Origin of the sequence: Bradyrhizobium sp. HKCCYLRH2060 (assembly GCF_051168135.1) — a bacterium.
Classification (GTDB): Bacteria; Pseudomonadota; Alphaproteobacteria; order Rhizobiales; family Xanthobacteraceae; genus Bradyrhizobium.
Map to the genome: position 1 here is coordinate 459,157 of NZ_JBNPUK010000001.1, position 14,481 is coordinate 473,637.

At 65.4% G+C, this 14,481-nt stretch carries 16 protein-coding genes; 9 read left to right on the plus strand and 7 right to left on the minus strand.

Features of this window, described 5'->3' with window-relative positions; all coding sequences use genetic code 11:
* Nucleotides 1-58: 58 nt before the first annotated feature.
* From ACQR10_RS01950 to ACQR10_RS01965, 4 genes are all read left to right on the plus strand, one after another.
* Nucleotides 59-484, plus strand: a complete 426-nt coding sequence (locus ACQR10_RS01950) for an Hsp20 family protein (RefSeq protein WP_006613108.1) — start codon at nucleotides 59-61, stop codon at nucleotides 482-484.
* Between the two features lie 58 nt (nucleotides 485-542).
* Complete coding sequence (locus ACQR10_RS01955; protein ID WP_009026315.1) at nucleotides 543-806, plus strand: DUF1150 family protein; 264 nt, start codon at nucleotides 543-545, stop codon at nucleotides 804-806.
* Between the two features lie 144 nt (nucleotides 807-950).
* Nucleotides 951-1,457, plus strand: a complete 507-nt coding sequence (locus ACQR10_RS01960; protein ID WP_434911760.1) for a GNAT family N-acetyltransferase — start codon at nucleotides 951-953, stop codon at nucleotides 1,455-1,457.
* A gap of 187 nt (nucleotides 1,458-1,644) precedes the next feature.
* On the plus strand, nucleotides 1,645-2,649 hold the full coding sequence (locus ACQR10_RS01965; protein ID WP_434911761.1) for a sulfotransferase domain-containing protein: 1,005 nt from the start codon (nucleotides 1,645-1,647) through the stop codon (nucleotides 2,647-2,649).
* Here the strand turns inward: ACQR10_RS01965 and ptsN are convergent.
* The 7 genes from ptsN to ACQR10_RS02000 form a co-directional block, all read right to left on the minus strand.
* On the minus strand, nucleotides 2,610-3,071 hold the full coding sequence (ptsN, locus tag ACQR10_RS01970) for a PTS IIA-like nitrogen regulatory protein PtsN (RefSeq protein ID WP_315805649.1): 462 nt from the start codon (nucleotides 3,069-3,071) through the stop codon (nucleotides 2,610-2,612). The two genes, ACQR10_RS01965 and ptsN, sit on opposite strands and share 40 nt — an antisense overlap.
* A gap of 328 nt (nucleotides 3,072-3,399) precedes the next feature.
* Nucleotides 3,400-4,002: a ribosome hibernation-promoting factor, HPF/YfiA family gene (gene hpf / locus ACQR10_RS01975; protein WP_315741249.1), complete on the minus strand. Its 603-nt coding sequence runs from the start codon at nucleotides 4,000-4,002 to the stop codon at nucleotides 3,400-3,402.
* 72 nt (nucleotides 4,003-4,074) lie between these two features.
* Nucleotides 4,075-5,709 carry an RNA polymerase factor sigma-54 gene (gene rpoN, locus ACQR10_RS01980; protein WP_316178970.1) on the minus strand — a complete coding sequence of 545 codons (1,635 nt, stop codon included), beginning with the start codon at nucleotides 5,707-5,709 and terminating at the stop codon, nucleotides 4,075-4,077.
* 211 nt (nucleotides 5,710-5,920) lie between these two features.
* Nucleotides 5,921-6,934: an LPS export ABC transporter ATP-binding protein gene (gene lptB, locus ACQR10_RS01985; protein ID WP_434911762.1), complete on the minus strand. Its 1,014-nt coding sequence runs from the start codon at nucleotides 6,932-6,934 to the stop codon at nucleotides 5,921-5,923.
* Nucleotides 6,935-7,288: 354 nt separating this feature from the next.
* On the minus strand, nucleotides 7,289-7,975 hold the full coding sequence (locus ACQR10_RS01990; RefSeq protein ID WP_315805646.1) for an LptA/OstA family protein: 687 nt from the start codon (nucleotides 7,973-7,975) through the stop codon (nucleotides 7,289-7,291).
* A gap of 4 nt (nucleotides 7,976-7,979) precedes the next feature.
* Nucleotides 7,980-8,681: an LPS export ABC transporter periplasmic protein LptC gene (lptC, locus tag ACQR10_RS01995; RefSeq protein ID WP_434911763.1), complete on the minus strand. Its 702-nt coding sequence runs from the start codon at nucleotides 8,679-8,681 to the stop codon at nucleotides 7,980-7,982.
* Nucleotides 8,682-8,840: 159 nt separating this feature from the next.
* A complete protein-coding gene (locus tag ACQR10_RS02000) occupies nucleotides 8,841-9,455 on the minus strand; it encodes a ribonuclease D (RefSeq protein ID WP_434911764.1) in 615 nt (204 codons plus the stop codon).
* Nucleotides 9,456-9,916: 461 nt separating this feature from the next.
* On the opposite strand from ACQR10_RS02000, the gene ACQR10_RS02005 reads away from it, so the two are divergent.
* The 5 genes from ACQR10_RS02005 to ACQR10_RS02025 all read left to right on the plus strand — a co-directional run bounded on the left by ACQR10_RS02005 (nucleotide 9,917) and on the right by ACQR10_RS02025 (nucleotide 14,443).
* On the plus strand, nucleotides 9,917-10,888 hold the full coding sequence (locus ACQR10_RS02005; RefSeq protein ID WP_316178966.1) for a TRAP transporter substrate-binding protein: 972 nt from the start codon (nucleotides 9,917-9,919) through the stop codon (nucleotides 10,886-10,888).
* Between the two features lie 110 nt (nucleotides 10,889-10,998).
* Entirely contained in the window at nucleotides 10,999-11,544 is a 546-nt protein-coding gene (locus tag ACQR10_RS02010; RefSeq protein ID WP_316215390.1) for a TRAP transporter small permease, read from the plus strand.
* A complete protein-coding gene (locus tag ACQR10_RS02015) occupies nucleotides 11,535-12,827 on the plus strand; it encodes a TRAP transporter large permease (RefSeq protein ID WP_434874523.1) in 1,293 nt (430 codons plus the stop codon). Before ACQR10_RS02010 ends, ACQR10_RS02015 begins: the two co-directional genes overlap by 10 nt.
* Before the next feature lie 127 nt (nucleotides 12,828-12,954).
* Nucleotides 12,955-13,383, plus strand: coding sequence for a hypothetical protein (locus ACQR10_RS02020; RefSeq protein ID WP_315805640.1), 429 nt, complete (start codon nucleotides 12,955-12,957; stop codon nucleotides 13,381-13,383).
* A gap of 139 nt (nucleotides 13,384-13,522) precedes the next feature.
* Nucleotides 13,523-14,443 carry an NAD(P)-dependent oxidoreductase gene (locus tag ACQR10_RS02025; RefSeq protein ID WP_316215569.1) on the plus strand — a complete coding sequence of 307 codons (921 nt, stop codon included), beginning with the start codon at nucleotides 13,523-13,525 and terminating at the stop codon, nucleotides 14,441-14,443.
* The last annotated feature ends 38 nt before the right edge of the window (nucleotides 14,444-14,481 follow it).

The following is a 14,481-nucleotide window of genomic DNA, read 5'->3' on the forward strand; positions in this document are numbered from 1 at the left end:
AAGGGGTGCCGACAGGGCCCTGATACATCAAAGTCGCTTCGAGAGGACTTTGTAAACCATGTCTCGTGTTCCTTCGCTCTCCAGTCCGTTTCTGCTGGGCTTCGACGAGATCGAGCGCGTGCTCGACCGCGTCGTCAAAGGTGCCGACGGGTATCCGCCGTACAATATCGAGCGGTTCGAACGCACCAATGGCCAGCCCGAGCGTCTGCGGATCACGCTGGCGGTGGCGGGTTTCACCCGCGACCAACTCGATGTCACCATTGAGGAAAACCAGCTGGTCATCCGCGGCCGGCAGCAGGACGACAAGACCAGGCAATACATTCATCGCGGCATCGCCGCGCGCCACTTCCAGCGCACCTTCGTGCTGGCGGAGGGAATGCATGTGCTCGGTGCGGACCTGAAGAACGGGTTGTTGTCGGTCGATCTGGCCAGGCCGGAGCCTGAGCGGATCGTTAAGACAATAGCGATCAATGAACACGAATAATGGTTTGATGGAACGAGTAGCGGACTCGACCGCTTGAGTCTCAGAAGGAGTCGAGACCATGACTGAAGGTAATGTTGCGTCGGAATCCCCCGTCTCCCTGGAGTCGCTGGCTACCTTGGGCGAGGGCCACATTGCTTATGTGAAGCAGATCCGCTCCGAGGACGTACCGGGACTGTTTCCGCAGGCACCGCACATCGCGCCGGGACTGAAGCTGTTCGCCTTGCATGCCGCTGACGGCACGCCGATCATGCTCACCGACAGCCGCGAAGCCGCGATTGCGAATGCTTGGAGCCACGAACTCCAGGCCGTGAGCGTGCACTGACGCAAAGGCCGCGCCGCAGCGCCTGCGGCAACCGCGTCTCGTGAGACTTGATGCTCACGAGATCCATGTGGCTCACGCACTGACACGAGGGCGGTCCCCGGAAACGGGGGCGGCCCTTTTTTCTGCCCGGAGCGAGCGCCGCGCATGACGTTGCCGACAACTCCCCTGAGCGCCGCAGAGCTGAGCGCAGACCGTGCGCTCGCGGACGCACTGCTCGCGCTCAACAATGCGCATGCTTCGGAGCTGTCCTGGCTCTCGCCCGATGCGCTGGTGCAGTTGGTCGATCGAGCCTGGCGCGCCCGGCGCGTTGGTTGGGCCGACGCGCTGGTGATCGCGCTGGATCACGCCGCCGCCTATGACAATCCGAATCACCGCTGGTTCCGGGCGCGCTACGATCGGTTCGTCTATGTCGACCGCATCGTGGTGGCGCCTGCCGCCCGCGGCCGGGGCCTGGCGCGGCAGCTCTATGAGGAGCTGATTCGGGAGACGACCGCGGCGGGCCACGACCACATCGTCTGCGAGGTCAATCTGGATCCGCCCAATCCGCAGTCGGACGCGTTTCATGCTGCGCTCGGCTTCGCGCCGTTGGCGACGGCCGGCATCCATGGCGGCGCCAAGACGGTGCGCTACATGGCGAGATCGTTGCGATAGCCGGCGTCAGACGACGCGGCTGCTGAAAGCGCCTTTGAGAAATTTGTTTCCATCGATGTCTGGAACGGTCGATTTGACAACCAGATACAATCCAACCGGGTTCAAGGCGAAGGTGTCCAATCCTTAAGTTGTCCCCGTTGCGGCACGCGCTAGTCCGATGTGTGACGAGCATGTGTAGGGATGGCAAATGCATGGATCACGGCTTGATGCAGGCGGCGTCTATCGAGAGCTTGCACGCGGGACCCTCCCCAACCGGCACGTCTTTGTGGACAGTCCTCCGCCGGGACCGAGCCCTTACTACGTCATCTGCAACAGCGTGCCGAAAGCAGGAACGTACCTGCTGGTCGAACTCGTCAGAGCGCTGGGTGGTCACGTCGATGTCGGCTATCACACCTACACGTCATCGATCAGCAGGCTGAATCCCGACGGCTCGCTCGACTACGGACGCGCGCTCCCGGCGCCGCTCTGGGCGTCGGCCCTGAGCTCCGGCTACTCCTGCGCCTCGCACACCGAGTACTGTCCGTATCTCGAGCAATACCTGCTGGGCAGACCGGACCACAAGATGCTGTTCATCGTCCGCGACCCCCGCGACATCGTCGTGAGCTGGGTCGACTTCGTCTACCATTCGGCGGCCTACCCGAAGATGCGGAAGTGGAACGCCTATCTGCGGGCGGCCGGATCGGCTGCTCACCCCGACGACGCCTCCCGAATCACGTCGACCCTCCTCTCTTTGCCCCGGTCCGGCATCAAGAACTTCATGAGCTGGCTGGACTCGCCGGCCTGCCTGACCGTGAGGTTCGAAGAGCTCTATGCAGAGCTCGCGGCCGACGATGTGGCGCGGTCGTCGTTTCCCGTCCTTCACGGCATCTGTGACTACCTGGGGCTGCCGCGGAAGACGGCCGCGGAGCTCGATGTGCTCGGGCGCGGTCTGACGTCGTCAGGACGGGGCCGGAAAGTCGGCATCTACCAGGAGCGAATGATGCCACATCATTTCGACCTGCTCCGCAGCGAGGCGTTCCAGGAGCTCGTCGTCGAGTTCGGCTACGAGCCGACGCCGTTGCACCCACCCGCGCGGACGAGCGGGTTCAGTGCGGCGCGGAAGCTCGCCAGCAGGCTTTCCCGGTCGTTGCAGGGCGGCGGCGCGATACGACGTCAGGCCGCGGAGGCGGGCGGCAGCGCCAGCACCGAATAGATCGCCTGGGCGTCGCGCGAGGCACGGAGCTTCTTGGCGACATCCTGGTCGCGGAGCAGCCGGGCGATCCGCGCCAAGGCCTTTAGATGGTCGGCACCGGCGCCTTCCGGCGCCAGCAGCAGGAACACCAGATCGACCGGCTGGCCGTCCATGGCCTCGAAATCGATCGGCCGCTCCAGCCGGGCGAACAGGCCGAACAGCTTCTCCAGCTTCGGCAGCTTGCCGTGGGGAATCGCCACGCCATACCCGACGGCCGTGGTTCCGAGCTTCTCCCGCTGCAGCAGCACTTCGAAGATGTTGCGCTCGTTCTGCCCGGTCAGCGCAGCCGCGCGGGCGGCAAGCTCCTGCAGCGCCTGCTTCTTACTGATGACCTTCAAAGCCGGCACGATCGCCTCGGGTGCGACCAGATCGGTAATCGGCATAGGGCGTTCCGAGGTGATTGAACCGTCAGGGTGCGAAATAGGTCGGGACAGACCGGCGTCAAGAAGCTGAGGCGGCAGGCGGGCTTAACCCGTGTCCGATGGGTGGGGCTTCTACCCCAACGCAACGGCCGTGCCAACACCCGCAAGCGTGTTCCCGCAGCCTATCCTTAAAGATCGCCGGAGCGTGGCGGCCTGAAGGCGCCAGCGCCCCAACCGCTTGGTCGCATCCCTTCATTGCCGTGGCGTGACGTCGCAACCCGTCCGCCAACCGCCTGATCGGGAACCGGTTTTCGCGCCGCCAGGAGATCCCTGGAACGCATCCGCGTGACTACGGTTTCACCGCCGGTGGATCGACCCAGCCGATATTGCCGTCGGCGCGGCGGTAGATGATGTTCACCCGGCCGCTGGAGCCATGCTGAAACACCATGCAGGGCGCCCCCGAAAGATCGAGCTCCATGACCGCTTCCGACACCGACAGCCGCTTCAGCGCCGTGGTGTTCTCGGCAATGATCACCGGACTGTAGCCAGTGATCTCCTCGTCGCCCTCGGCCGGCGCCTCGATCACATAGCTCGGCGCATCCAGCACCGCGCCGTCGAGATTGGCGAGCGCCGCATTGGCCGCATGGGATTTGCGCCCCGAGCGGTCCTTCAGCCGGCTCTTGTAGCGGCGCAGGCGCTTCTCGATCATCAGGAGCGCCTGGTCGGCGCTGGCATAGGCGTCCGGCGCATTCGATTCGGCCTCGAGCGTGATGCCGGAATCGAGGTGCAGGGCGCAATCGGTCTTGAACCCGAAACCGTCCTTGGAGAGCGTGACATGGCCGGAATAGTTGCCGTCGAAGTATTTTCGCAAGACTTCGTCGGTGCGCTCGCTGACGCGCCCACGCAGCGCTTCGCTGACGCTGATGCTCTTTCCGGAAATCCGCAGGGTCATGTGTCGCCTCGATTCATGTGAACCAAGTGTGACACTAAGCCTATTTGGTTAAGGCGCAATCGCGGGGCACGGTCAAACTGACGCGGCATCCCGGGTACGGTCGGCGCTGGCGGGGGCCGACAGGGCATGCGCCAGCATGCTCTGCTTGTCGCGGCGGCGCTGCACCGAGGACGGTATCCGCATCGCCTCCCGGTATTTCGCGACCGTGCGGCGCGCGATGTCGATGCCGGCGGTCCGCAGCTTCTCGACGATGGTGTCGTCGGAGAGAATTGCGGAGGGATCTTCCGCATCGATCAATTGCTTGATGTGATGGCGCACGGCTTCCGCCGAGTGCGCCTCGCCGCCATCGGCCGATGCGATCGAGGCGGTGAAGAAATATTTCAGCTCGAACGTGCCGCGATTGGTCGCCATGTATTTGTTGGCGGTGACGCGCGACACGGTCGATTCATGCATCTGGATCGCATCCGCAACGGCCTTCAAGTTGAGCGGCCGCAGATGCGCGACGCCGTGGGTGAAGAAGCCGTCCTGCTGGCGCACGATTTCGGTCGCGACCTTCAGGATCGTGCGGGCGCGCTGATCGAGCGCACGCACCAGCCACGTCGCGTTCTGCAGGCAGTCGGTGAAGTAGGACTTGTCGCCGTCCTTGCGGATCGTCTTCGACAGCTCGGAGTAATAGTGCTGGTTCACCAGGACGCGCGGCAGCGTGTCGCTGTTGAGCTCGACCAGCCAGCCGCCGTCGGGACCCGGGCGGACGTAGACGTCGGGCACCATGGTCTGTGTGCGCGTGGTGCCGAACTTCAGCCCCGGCTTCGGATCGAGCCTGCGGATCTCGCCGATCATGTCGACGAGGTCCTCGTCGTCGACGCCGCACAGCTTGCGAAGGGCGACGAAGTCGCGCTTGGCCAGGAGATCGAGGTGCTCGACGAGCGCCTGCATCGCCGGATCGTAGCGGTCGAGCTCACGCAGCTGGATCGCGAGACATTCGCTCAAATTGCGGGCGCAGATGCCGGGCGGATCGAACGTCTGCAGCACGCCGAGCACGGCATCGACGTCGGCCTGCTCGGCGCCGAGCCGGTCGGCGGCCTGGCCGAGATCGGCGGGCAGATAGCCGGCCTCGTCGACGAGATCGATCAGGTACTGGCCGATCATGCGGTCGGCCGGCGCGGTGAAGGCCACCGCCGCCTGCTCGGCGAGATGATCCGACAGCGTGGTCTCGGCCGCGACGAAGGCTTCGAGATTGTAGTCCTCATCACCGGAGGCGCCGCCGCCCCATTCGGTGTAGGTGGTCGGCGCGGCATCCTGCGCGGTCCGCGCGGCCGCTTCGGCGGGCTCTTCGGAGAACACATTCTCGAGCCCGGAATCGAGCGTTTGTTCGATCTCCGTACGGGTGCCGAGATCGCGGCTCATCCAGTCGTCCTGGGCGCCCTCGAAGCTCTCGCCGCCGCTCGCGCCCTCGCCGAAATCGTCGCCGCCGGCCTCGCCACCTTCCGAGAACTCGGCCCGCTCGGACATCTGCTGCTCGCCGGCGACCGGCGCTTCCGGACCGTCGCTCGCGCGCTCCAGCAGCGGGTTGCGCTCCAGCTCCTCTTCGACGAACGTGGAGAGGTCGAGATTGGACAATTGCAGCAGCTTGATCGCCTGCATCAGCTGCGGCGTCATCACCAGCGACTGCGACTGGCGGAATTCTAATCTCTGCGTCAACGCCATGGGAGCAAGAACATTCCCTTACTGGTCCAATTCTTGCTTATCCTAATCTGCGCGCGATGTACACGGCTTGACGAATAAGAAAAAGGGAGTATGGCGCGCGCGGAAGACGAGGTTACCGGCCCTCGCAAAGCAGTTGGAAACAGCGGTATTCGCAGCGTTTCCGCGACCCGTCCTGTGTCCGACAAAGCGGACAAACAGCGCGTCGGCAACCCTACAGCCGGAATTCCTCACCGAGATACAGCCGGCGCACGTCGGGATCGGCGACGATCTCCTCCGGGCTGCCTTCGGTGAGAATCTGCCCCGCATAGACGATGTAGGCACGATCGGTGAGGCCGAGCGTCTCGCGGACGTTATGGTCGGTGATGAGCACGCCGATGCCGCGGTTGGTGAGATGGCGCACCAGCTGCTGGATGTCGCCGACCGCGATCGGATCGATGCCGGCGAACGGCTCGTCGAGCAGCATGTAGTTCGGGCGCGTCGCCAGCGCGCGCGCGATCTCGACGCGGCGACGCTCGCCGCCGGACAGCGCGATCGACGGCGACTTGCGCAGCCGCGTGATGGTGAACTCTTCCAGCAACGCGTCGAGCTCGCGCTCGCGCTTCTTCCGCGACGGCTCGACCACCTCGAGCACGGCGCGGATGTTCTGCTCGACGGTGAGGCCGCGGAAGATCGAGGCCTCCTGCGGCAGGTAGCCGATGCCGAGCCGCGCGCGCTGATACATCGGCAGCCGCGTGACGTCGTGGCCGTCGAGCTCGATGGCGCCGCGATCGGCCTTGATCAGCCCGGTGATCATGTAGAACACGGTGGTCTTGCCGGCGCCGTTCGGCCCGAGCAGGCCGACGGCCTCGCCGCGGCGGACATAGATCGAGACGCCGCGCACGACCTGGCGGCTGCCAAAGCTCTTCTCGATCGAATGCACGGCGAGGAAGCCCGGCCGGCGCAGCAATTGCGGGCCGCCGCCCGCGCCATTGTTGCGCGGCTTGGCGGGCACGGGCTGCGAGGCCGGCCGTTTGCGCTGGATCTGCTCGGTGTTCTGCGGCGAGCGCGGATTGATGCGCGGCACCGTTTCATCGCGCACGGAGTCGGCGAGCGCGGCGAGCGGATCATCGCTGTAGGAATGGCCGAACGGATCGTCCATGGCCGTGATGTCGTCGCGCCGGCGCGCCGAGCCTCGCTGGCCGCGCTTGGCGGGACGCCCACGAAACATGCCGAGTAGATCCACCATCCCCGCTTCGCTTACGCCCTTCGAGGCTGCCCGTCACCGACCGCAGCGCTGGCTCGCCCGCTCACCGCGAGCGAACGCATCTCACCTCTCTCGCGGATCACAGGGAGCGCGAGGCCGGCCAAAGCGCGGCAGGCCGCGCTTCGGAGTTTGTCGTCTGACGGCGAAGTCGCGGTCGCCATGCTGGCGACCGATCGCAAGATCGCAATCGTGTCCGGCATCACTCTTTCGCAGCCATGCAACGGGCTCCACGGCCTCCCGTTACATCGGTCCTGCGACAGAACCGCCCGCCCGCTAGATAGAGGCAGCAGCGGCGCGGTTCAACTGGGCCGCCGGCGTTTTGCTAAATAATTGAAGTCACTTCGATTTGCCTGGACCGAGCTGCAGCGGCGCAGCGCTGCCCGGAGCCGAGGCGGTCGACGGACCGCAGCCGCCGCCCGCGCCTGCGCCGGCCTGCGGCAGCAGCACCTGCACGCCGCGCCCGCTGTCGGATTCGACGCGCGACACGCCGGTGGTCATGTCCACCGTCAGGCGGTCGCCACGCATCACGTTCTTGCACTGGGTCAGCACCACGCCGCCCTGCATCGAGATCATGTTGGTCTTGGTGTCGTAGACCGCGGTCTCGCCGGTCACGACCTGGTCCTTCTGCGTCACCTTGACGTCGCCGCGCGCCTCCAACCGGCGAATCGCCGAGCTGCCGTCCGGCCCCGGCGTCGCCGCCGGCGTGGCCTTGCTCGACTTGGCGCCGCCCGGCTGGGCGCCGCCATCGTAGAACACCACCAGCGACTTCGAGGTCATGGTGGTATCGCCCTGCACGACCTTGACGTTGCCGGTGAAGGTCGCCTCCTTCTTCTTGTCGCGCATCTCGAGCGCAGCGGCCTCGATCTGGATCGGCTGGTCGCGGTTCTGCGAAAATCCCTGCAGCGCGTTCGGCACCCCGGTGGTCGCGCTCTGCGCCTGCAGCGGATCGGCGAACGCGATCAGCGCCAGCGCACCGAACGAGGCGCCGCGCCGGACCGCGGCAATCAAACGATACGTCGTCATGAGCTCACTTCACGTTGCGGGCCGGACGGCCGGAATCGGCGCTCGCGGTCGTGGCCGGAGCGGCATTGACGTTGTCGAGGTTCATCATGACGTTGCCCTCGAAGCGGATGACCTCGCCATTGTCGGTGATGCGCAGGCGGTCGGCGGACAGCGTCCCGTTGGTCAGCTTGACGTCGACGCGCTCGTCCGAGCTCACGGTGCCCTTGGCCATGTCGACCGAGGCCCGGCTCAGCCGCGCCTCGTAGCCCGTCGACGTCGTCAGCAGGATGTCCTTCTTCAGCTCGAGCTGCTGCTGCTTGGTGTCGAACACGCCGGTATTGGACTTCAACGTCACCGTCGACTGATCCTCCATCAGCACCTTGGCGCGGAGGATGTTGAGCTCGACGTGATCGGGATCGGTGAGGTCCTGCACCGCGCTCCGGGCGACGAGATCATAGGGCCGCTGGTCCGGCGTGAAGCCGGTCAGATGCGGCGTCTCCATCGTGATCTTGCGGCCGGAGATGACGAGGTTGCCGGTGAGATTGGGGGTGTTGATTTCCATGTGGAACGGATTGAACAGGGCGATGCCGATCACCACCGCCATCGCCAGTCCGACCGCCGCCGGCACCGCGACCCGCAGCACGCGCACGAAACGGCTGTGGCGCGCCGCGACCGCAAAGCGCGCCTGCAGGGTGGGATCATAGGCGGGGTTGTGGACCGAGTTCACCAGGGCTCCGACGGACACGGGATGCGCGCGAAACAGCGCCCATCCTACCATGGGGGGCCCCACCATTGCAGCCTGGAACTGGCGCGAAATCGCGACGCAAGGGCCTCGCGATCATTACGAGACATTAATGATCGTGAACACGTCTGCGATTCGCCCCCGTCAGGAATGCGCGAAGATGTCCTCGGCCTCGAATCCGCCCAGATCGAGGGTGGCCCGGTGGGGCAGGAACGCGAAGCAGGCCTGCGCCAGCGCCAGCCGCCCTTCGCGCGCGAGCATCACGTCGAGCTTCTCGCGCAGCGCATGCAGGTGCAGCACGTCGGAGGCGGCATAAGCGAGCTGCGGCTCGCTGAGCGTATCTGCGCCCCAATCGCTCGACTGCTGCTGCTTGGAGAGATCGACATTGAGCAGCTCGCGCACGAGATCCTTGAGGCCGTGGCGGTCGGTATAGGTGCGCGCCAGCCGCGAGGCGATCTTGGTGCAGTACACCGGCTGCGGCATCACCCCGAACGCGTGAAACAGCGCCGCGACGTCGAAGCGCGCGAAGTGGAAGATCTTGGTGATGTCCGGGTTGCCGAGCAGCGCCTTCAGGTTCGGCGCGTCGGTGTGCTCCTTCGGGATCTGCACCACATCGGCCGAGCCGTCGCCGGGCGACAGCTGCACCACGCACAGCCGGTCGCGGTGCGGATTGAGCCCCATCGTCTCGGTGTCGATCGCGACCGACGAGGTATAGCGGGAGAGATCGGGCAGGTCGCCGCGGTGCAGGCGTACGGTCATGGCTGTCAAAACCTCGTCGAATCGAAATCGGATGCGACGGGCCGGAGCAACGCCGCGGGAAGCGCTCGGGAACCGGCTCTAGCCCGGCGCTGGTAACCAACCGGCAAACGCGCCGGGCCGGTCCGGAGATCAGCCGTGGGAATGCCAGCCCCGCCGCCCGGGCGCAAGGGCCGGACGGGGCCAGGTGATCGCATCCGAGCTGGCGCCGGCAGGTGCCGCCGCGGCCGGTCGAGGCGACGCCCTCCTCATGAGGCGGTCGACCCGCCGGTTGCATCGCGCCAGATCGCACCCCGTCGATCGATGCAACTCTTGCATTGATCGATGCCGCCTTTGGCTTGGACAGAAAATGCCCCTGGCCGTACGCGTGATATTGTCGCATGACTTCGCATCTGAAGTGCAGCGACCCAAGGCGGCCGCAGCATCTGCCGACAACGACATAATCACATGAGGAGGAAGCCAGGATGAAGGCACTTACAGGTATCATTGCGGCCGCTGTGCTGGCGGTCTCGTCGCCCTTGGCGACCGCGCGCGATTTCCGCTCCGCCGACGTGCACCCCGCCGATTATCCGACCGTCGAAGCCGTCAAGTTCATGGGCAAGCAGCTCGCGGCGGCGAGCGGCGGCAAGCTCGGCGTCAAGGTGTTTCCGAACGGGGCGCTCGGCTCCGAGAAGGACACGATCGAGCAGCTCAAGATCGGCGCGCTCGACATGATGCGGATCAACTCCTCGCCGCTGAACAATTTCGTGCCGGAGACCGTGGCCCTGTGCCTGCCCTTCGTGTTCCGCGACACGCAGCACATGCGCACCGTGCTCGATGGTCCGATCGGCGACGAGATCCTGGCCGCCATGGAGCCCGCGGGCCTGATCGGCCTCGCTTATTACGACAGCGGCGCGCGCTCGATCTACACGGTCAAGGCGCCGGTCAAGTCGCTCGCCGACCTCAAGGGCCTGAAGATCCGCGTCCAGCAGTCCGACCTCTGGGTCGGCATGATCCAGAGCCTCGGCGCCAACCCGACCCCGATGCCCTATGGCGAGGTCTACACCGCGCTGAAGACCGGCCTCGTCGACGCCGCCGAGAACAACTGGCCGTCCTACGAATCCTCGCGCCATTTCGAGGCCGCCAAGTTCTACAACGTCACCGAGCACTCGCTGGCGCCCGAAGTCCTCGTGATGTCCAAGAAGGTCTGGGACACCCTGAGCAAGGAGGACCAGGCGATGATCCGCAAGGCGGCAAAGGACTCCGTGCCGGTCATGCGCAAGCTGTGGGACGAGCGCGAGCAGACCTCCCGCAAGGCCGTCGAGGCCGCCGGCGTCCAGGTCGTGACGATCGCCAACAAGCAGGAATTCGTCGACGCGATGAAGCCGGTCTACCAGAAGTTCGCCGGCGACGAGAAGCTCTCGAGCCTCGTCAAGCGCATCCAGGATACGAAGTAAGAGTAGCGACGTAGCAATCGCGACTTCAAAGACACCTACCAAGAACAATAATCACACGGTCCGGCGCCGCCATCAGGCGGCGCCGGAGGAAAGCCAGGGGAGGGACGGGAATGACAGACCCACATGTCGGCGACCACGAGCATGGGGAGGGACGCCCGTCACGCGGCCCGCTGACGCGGATCAACGCCATCATCGCGCGGCTGGGCATGTATCTGTCCGTCGCCGGCCTGCTCGTCATCGTCACCATCGTGTTCTACCAGGTGTTCGGCCGCTACGTGCTCAACTCCAGCCCGACCTGGACCGAGAACCTGGCGCTGGTCCTGATCCTCTATGTCACCTTGATCGGCGGCGCCGTCGGCGTCCGCGACGCCGGACATATCGGCATGGATAGTCTCCTCGTGATGCTGCCGGACTCGACGCGCGAGAAGATCGAGATCGTGATTCACGTGCTGGTCGCCCTGTTCGGCATCGCCATGGCCTACAACGGCTGGATCCTCGGCGCCTCCGTCGGCACCGTGAAGATCGCCAATCTCGGCCTGCCCGAGCTCGTCCGCTACGTCCCGCTGGTCGTCTCCGGGCTCCTGATCGTCTCCTTCTCGATCGAGCACATCATTGCTCTCCTGCGCGGTGAAGAGGTCATCCCGTCATGGAACTGATCATTCTCGGCGTCACGTTCTTCGGCTTTCTCATCCTCGGCGTTCCCGTCGCCTTCGCCATCGGCCTCTCCGCGATCTGCACCATTCTGTATGAAGGCCTGCCGGTCGCCGTCATCTTCCAGCAGATGATGTCGGGGATGAACATCTTCTCGTTCCTCGCCATCCCGTTCTTCGTCTTCAGCGGCGAGCTGATGCTGCATGGCGGCGTCGCCGACAAGATCGTGAAGCTCGCCAAGAATCTCGTCGGCCACATCCGCGGCGGACTCGGCATGTCCAATGTCGTCGCCTGCACCTTGTTCGGCGGCGTCTCCGGCTCTCCCGTCGCCGACGTCTCGGCGATGGGCGCGGTGATGATCCCGATGATGAAGAAGGAGGGGTTCGACACCGACTACGCCGTCAACGTCACCACCCACGCCTCGCTGGTCGGCGCGCTGATGCCGACCAGTCACAACATGATCATCTATGCGCTCGCCGCCGGCGGCAAGGTGTCGATCGGCGCCCTGATTGCCGCCGGTCTCCTGCCGGCGCTGGTGCTGATGGTCTGCATGCTGGTCGCCGCCTACGCGGTCGCCGTGAAGCGCGGCTATCCCGCCGGCAAGTTTCCAGGCTGGCCGGAAGTTTTCCGCTCGTTCGCGGCGGCGCTGCCCGGCCTTCTGATCGTCGGCATCATCCTGACGGGCATCCTGTCCGGCGTCTTCACCGCCACGGAGTCCGCGGCCGTCGCGGTGACCTACACGATCCTGCTGACGTTCTTCATCTACCGCACGATGACCCTGGCCAACTTCCTGCGCGCCGCCGCCAAGGCGGTGAAGACCACCGGCGTCGTGCTGCTGCTGATCGGCGTCTCCACCATGTTCCAGTACCTGATGGGACTCTACGAGGTCGCTGATTTCGCCGGCGACCTGATGAGCAAGGTCTCGACGCAGCCCTGGATGATCTTCCTCTTGATCAACGTCATCCTGTTCCTGCTCGGCACCTTCATGGACATGGCGGCGACCATCCTGATCTGCACGCCGATTTTTCTGCCGATCGCGATGAAGGCCGGCATGGATCCGGTTCAGTTCGGCATGCTGATGCTGATCAACTGCGCGCTCGGCCTCAACACCCCGCCGGTCGGCACCACCCAGTTCGTCGGCTGCGCCATCGGCGGCATCTCGGTCGGCGCCGTCATGCGCACCATCCTGCCGTTCTACGCCGCGCTGATCGCCGCTCTGATGTTCGTGACCTACGTCCCCGCCTTCTCGCTGTGGCTGCCGCGGCTGTTGATGGGGTATAAGGGATAGTCGTCCCGAGGATCGCCGGCTTCGGCCGGCGATCCTCCGCCGCATCCCGATGCGTTCGGCCTCGACCTGCCGCGACTGCTCGCGGTACACTCGACACCTGTCGCCACAGCAATCCGCGTGAGCGAGGATGGCCGCACTCTCGCATTTCCTGAATCTCGATCTGGCGTTGAAGTCGACATTCGACTTCACGCCGCTGATCGCGCATCTGGATCAGAGCGTGTACATTCTGCATCATGCGGAGCATGAGCGGGAGTTTCTATTGGTCCTGGAGATCAACACGACAGAATCCCCCGATCCGACCACATGCACCGAGCAATTCCTGACGCTGATCGAATCGCTGCCCCAACCCGCGAGGGCGCTGTGGAACGGCTGCACGTCGCGCACCTTTTCCTACGGCTTCGAGGGCGGCCGCGAATTCCCCGCGCTTGAGACCACGATCTCCGCCGACCTGCTGCTGCGCATCGCAACGCTCGGCGCAGCCATCGGCATCACGGTGTATCCTTTTCGCAAGTCCCGCGGTCCCGAAGGCAAGGACCAACCGGATTCGCTCCCCTGACGGTCAGATCGCAAACTCGGCAACGAGGTCCGTGCTGCCGGCAAGAGCGGCAGGATCGTCTGCTCGATCGACACCGGCGAATATTCAGACGACTATCCGGATCTGGACTGGGCTGCCCCGCAGAGCGGCACCATGGTCGATCGGACAGGCAGGTCCGAATGAAAGGGAGCTTGCAATGGCGGCGATCGGATTCATCGGTCTGGGTGTCATGGGCGAGCCGATGTGCCGCAATCTGGCGCGGAAGTCCGGCGCCACGGTGTTCGGCTTCGATCGTGCGGACGCCCCGCTGGAGCGGCTCGCCGAGGTCGGCGTCATCAGGGCCGCGTCGCTCGCGGAGCTGGCGCGGGAGGCCGAATTGATCTTCATGGCGTTGCCGAGCGGCAAGCATGTCCAGGCCGTGTGCGACGGCGATGACGGCCTGCTCCGCCACGTCGAGGCGCGTCACACCATCGTGGACCTCGGCACCTCGCCGGTGCAGGCCAGCCGGGAGCTCGCCGCCCGTTTCGCCGCCAAGGGCGCCGCCTTCGCCGATGCGCCAATCGCCCGCACCCGGCAGGCGGCCGAGGACGGCACGCTGAGCGTGATGGTCGGGGCCGACGCGGCGACGTTCGAACGGCTGCGGCCGCTGATCGCGCTGTTCGCCACCGACATCACCCATTGCGGGGGCGTCGGCGCCGGCCAGGTCGTGAAGATCCTCAACAACATGGTGCTGATGCAGACCGTGGTCGCGCTCGGCGAGGCGCTGGAGACCGCCAAGCGTGCGGGCCTCGATCCCAAGCTGCTGTTCGAGACCCTCGCGAAGGGCTCCGCCGACAGCTTCGCGCTGCGCAACCACGGCATGAAGGCGATGCTGTCCGACACATACCCGGAGCGGGCGTTCTCGACCGAATATGCGCGCAAGGACATCGGCTACGCGCTGGATCTCGCCAGGTCCGTGCAGATCGACCTGCCGGGCGCGGAGCTCGCCGACAGACGATTGCGAGAGGCCATCGAAGCTGGCTATGGCGATCTGTATTGGCCCGTGCTGGCGCGCGTGATCGCGGCGTCACGCACGGAGTGACCTGGACGTCGGACTTTGCCTCGCTGACAACGAGATCG

What these genes read in the sequence shown, in the direction of transcription:
- ACQR10_RS01950 (WP_006613108.1), top strand. Translation starts at nt 59, where the DNA reads ATGTCTCGTGTTCCTTCGCTCTCCAGTCCGTTTCTGCTGGGCTTCGAC.
- ACQR10_RS01955 (WP_009026315.1), top strand. Translation starts at nt 543, where the DNA reads ATGACTGAAGGTAATGTTGCGTCGGAATCCCCCGTCTCCCTGGAGTCG.
- ACQR10_RS01960 (WP_434911760.1), top strand. Translation starts at nt 951, where the DNA reads ATGACGTTGCCGACAACTCCCCTGAGCGCCGCAGAGCTGAGCGCAGAC.
- ACQR10_RS01965 (WP_434911761.1), top strand. Translation starts at nt 1,645, where the DNA reads ATGCATGGATCACGGCTTGATGCAGGCGGCGTCTATCGAGAGCTTGCA.
- ptsN (WP_315805649.1), bottom strand. Translation starts at nt 3,071, where the DNA reads ATGCCGATTACCGATCTGGTCGCACCCGAGGCGATCGTGCCGGCTTTG.
- hpf (WP_315741249.1), bottom strand. Translation starts at nt 4,002, where the DNA reads ATGACCCTGCGGATTTCCGGAAAGAGCATCAGCGTCAGCGAAGCGCTG.
- rpoN (WP_316178970.1), bottom strand. Translation starts at nt 5,709, where the DNA reads ATGGCGTTGACGCAGAGATTAGAATTCCGCCAGTCGCAGTCGCTGGTG.
- lptB (WP_434911762.1), bottom strand. Translation starts at nt 6,934, where the DNA reads ATGGTGGATCTACTCGGCATGTTTCGTGGGCGTCCCGCCAAGCGCGGC.
- ACQR10_RS01990 (WP_315805646.1), bottom strand. Translation starts at nt 7,975, where the DNA reads ATGACGACGTATCGTTTGATTGCCGCGGTCCGGCGCGGCGCCTCGTTC.
- ACQR10_RS02000 (WP_434911764.1), bottom strand. Translation starts at nt 9,455, where the DNA reads ATGACCGTACGCCTGCACCGCGGCGACCTGCCCGATCTCTCCCGCTAT.
- ACQR10_RS02005 (WP_316178966.1), top strand. Translation starts at nt 9,917, where the DNA reads ATGAAGGCACTTACAGGTATCATTGCGGCCGCTGTGCTGGCGGTCTCG.
- ACQR10_RS02010 (WP_316215390.1), top strand. Translation starts at nt 10,999, where the DNA reads ATGACAGACCCACATGTCGGCGACCACGAGCATGGGGAGGGACGCCCG.
- ACQR10_RS02015 (WP_434874523.1), top strand. Translation starts at nt 11,535, where the DNA reads ATGGAACTGATCATTCTCGGCGTCACGTTCTTCGGCTTTCTCATCCTC.
- ACQR10_RS02020 (WP_315805640.1), top strand. Translation starts at nt 12,955, where the DNA reads ATGGCCGCACTCTCGCATTTCCTGAATCTCGATCTGGCGTTGAAGTCG.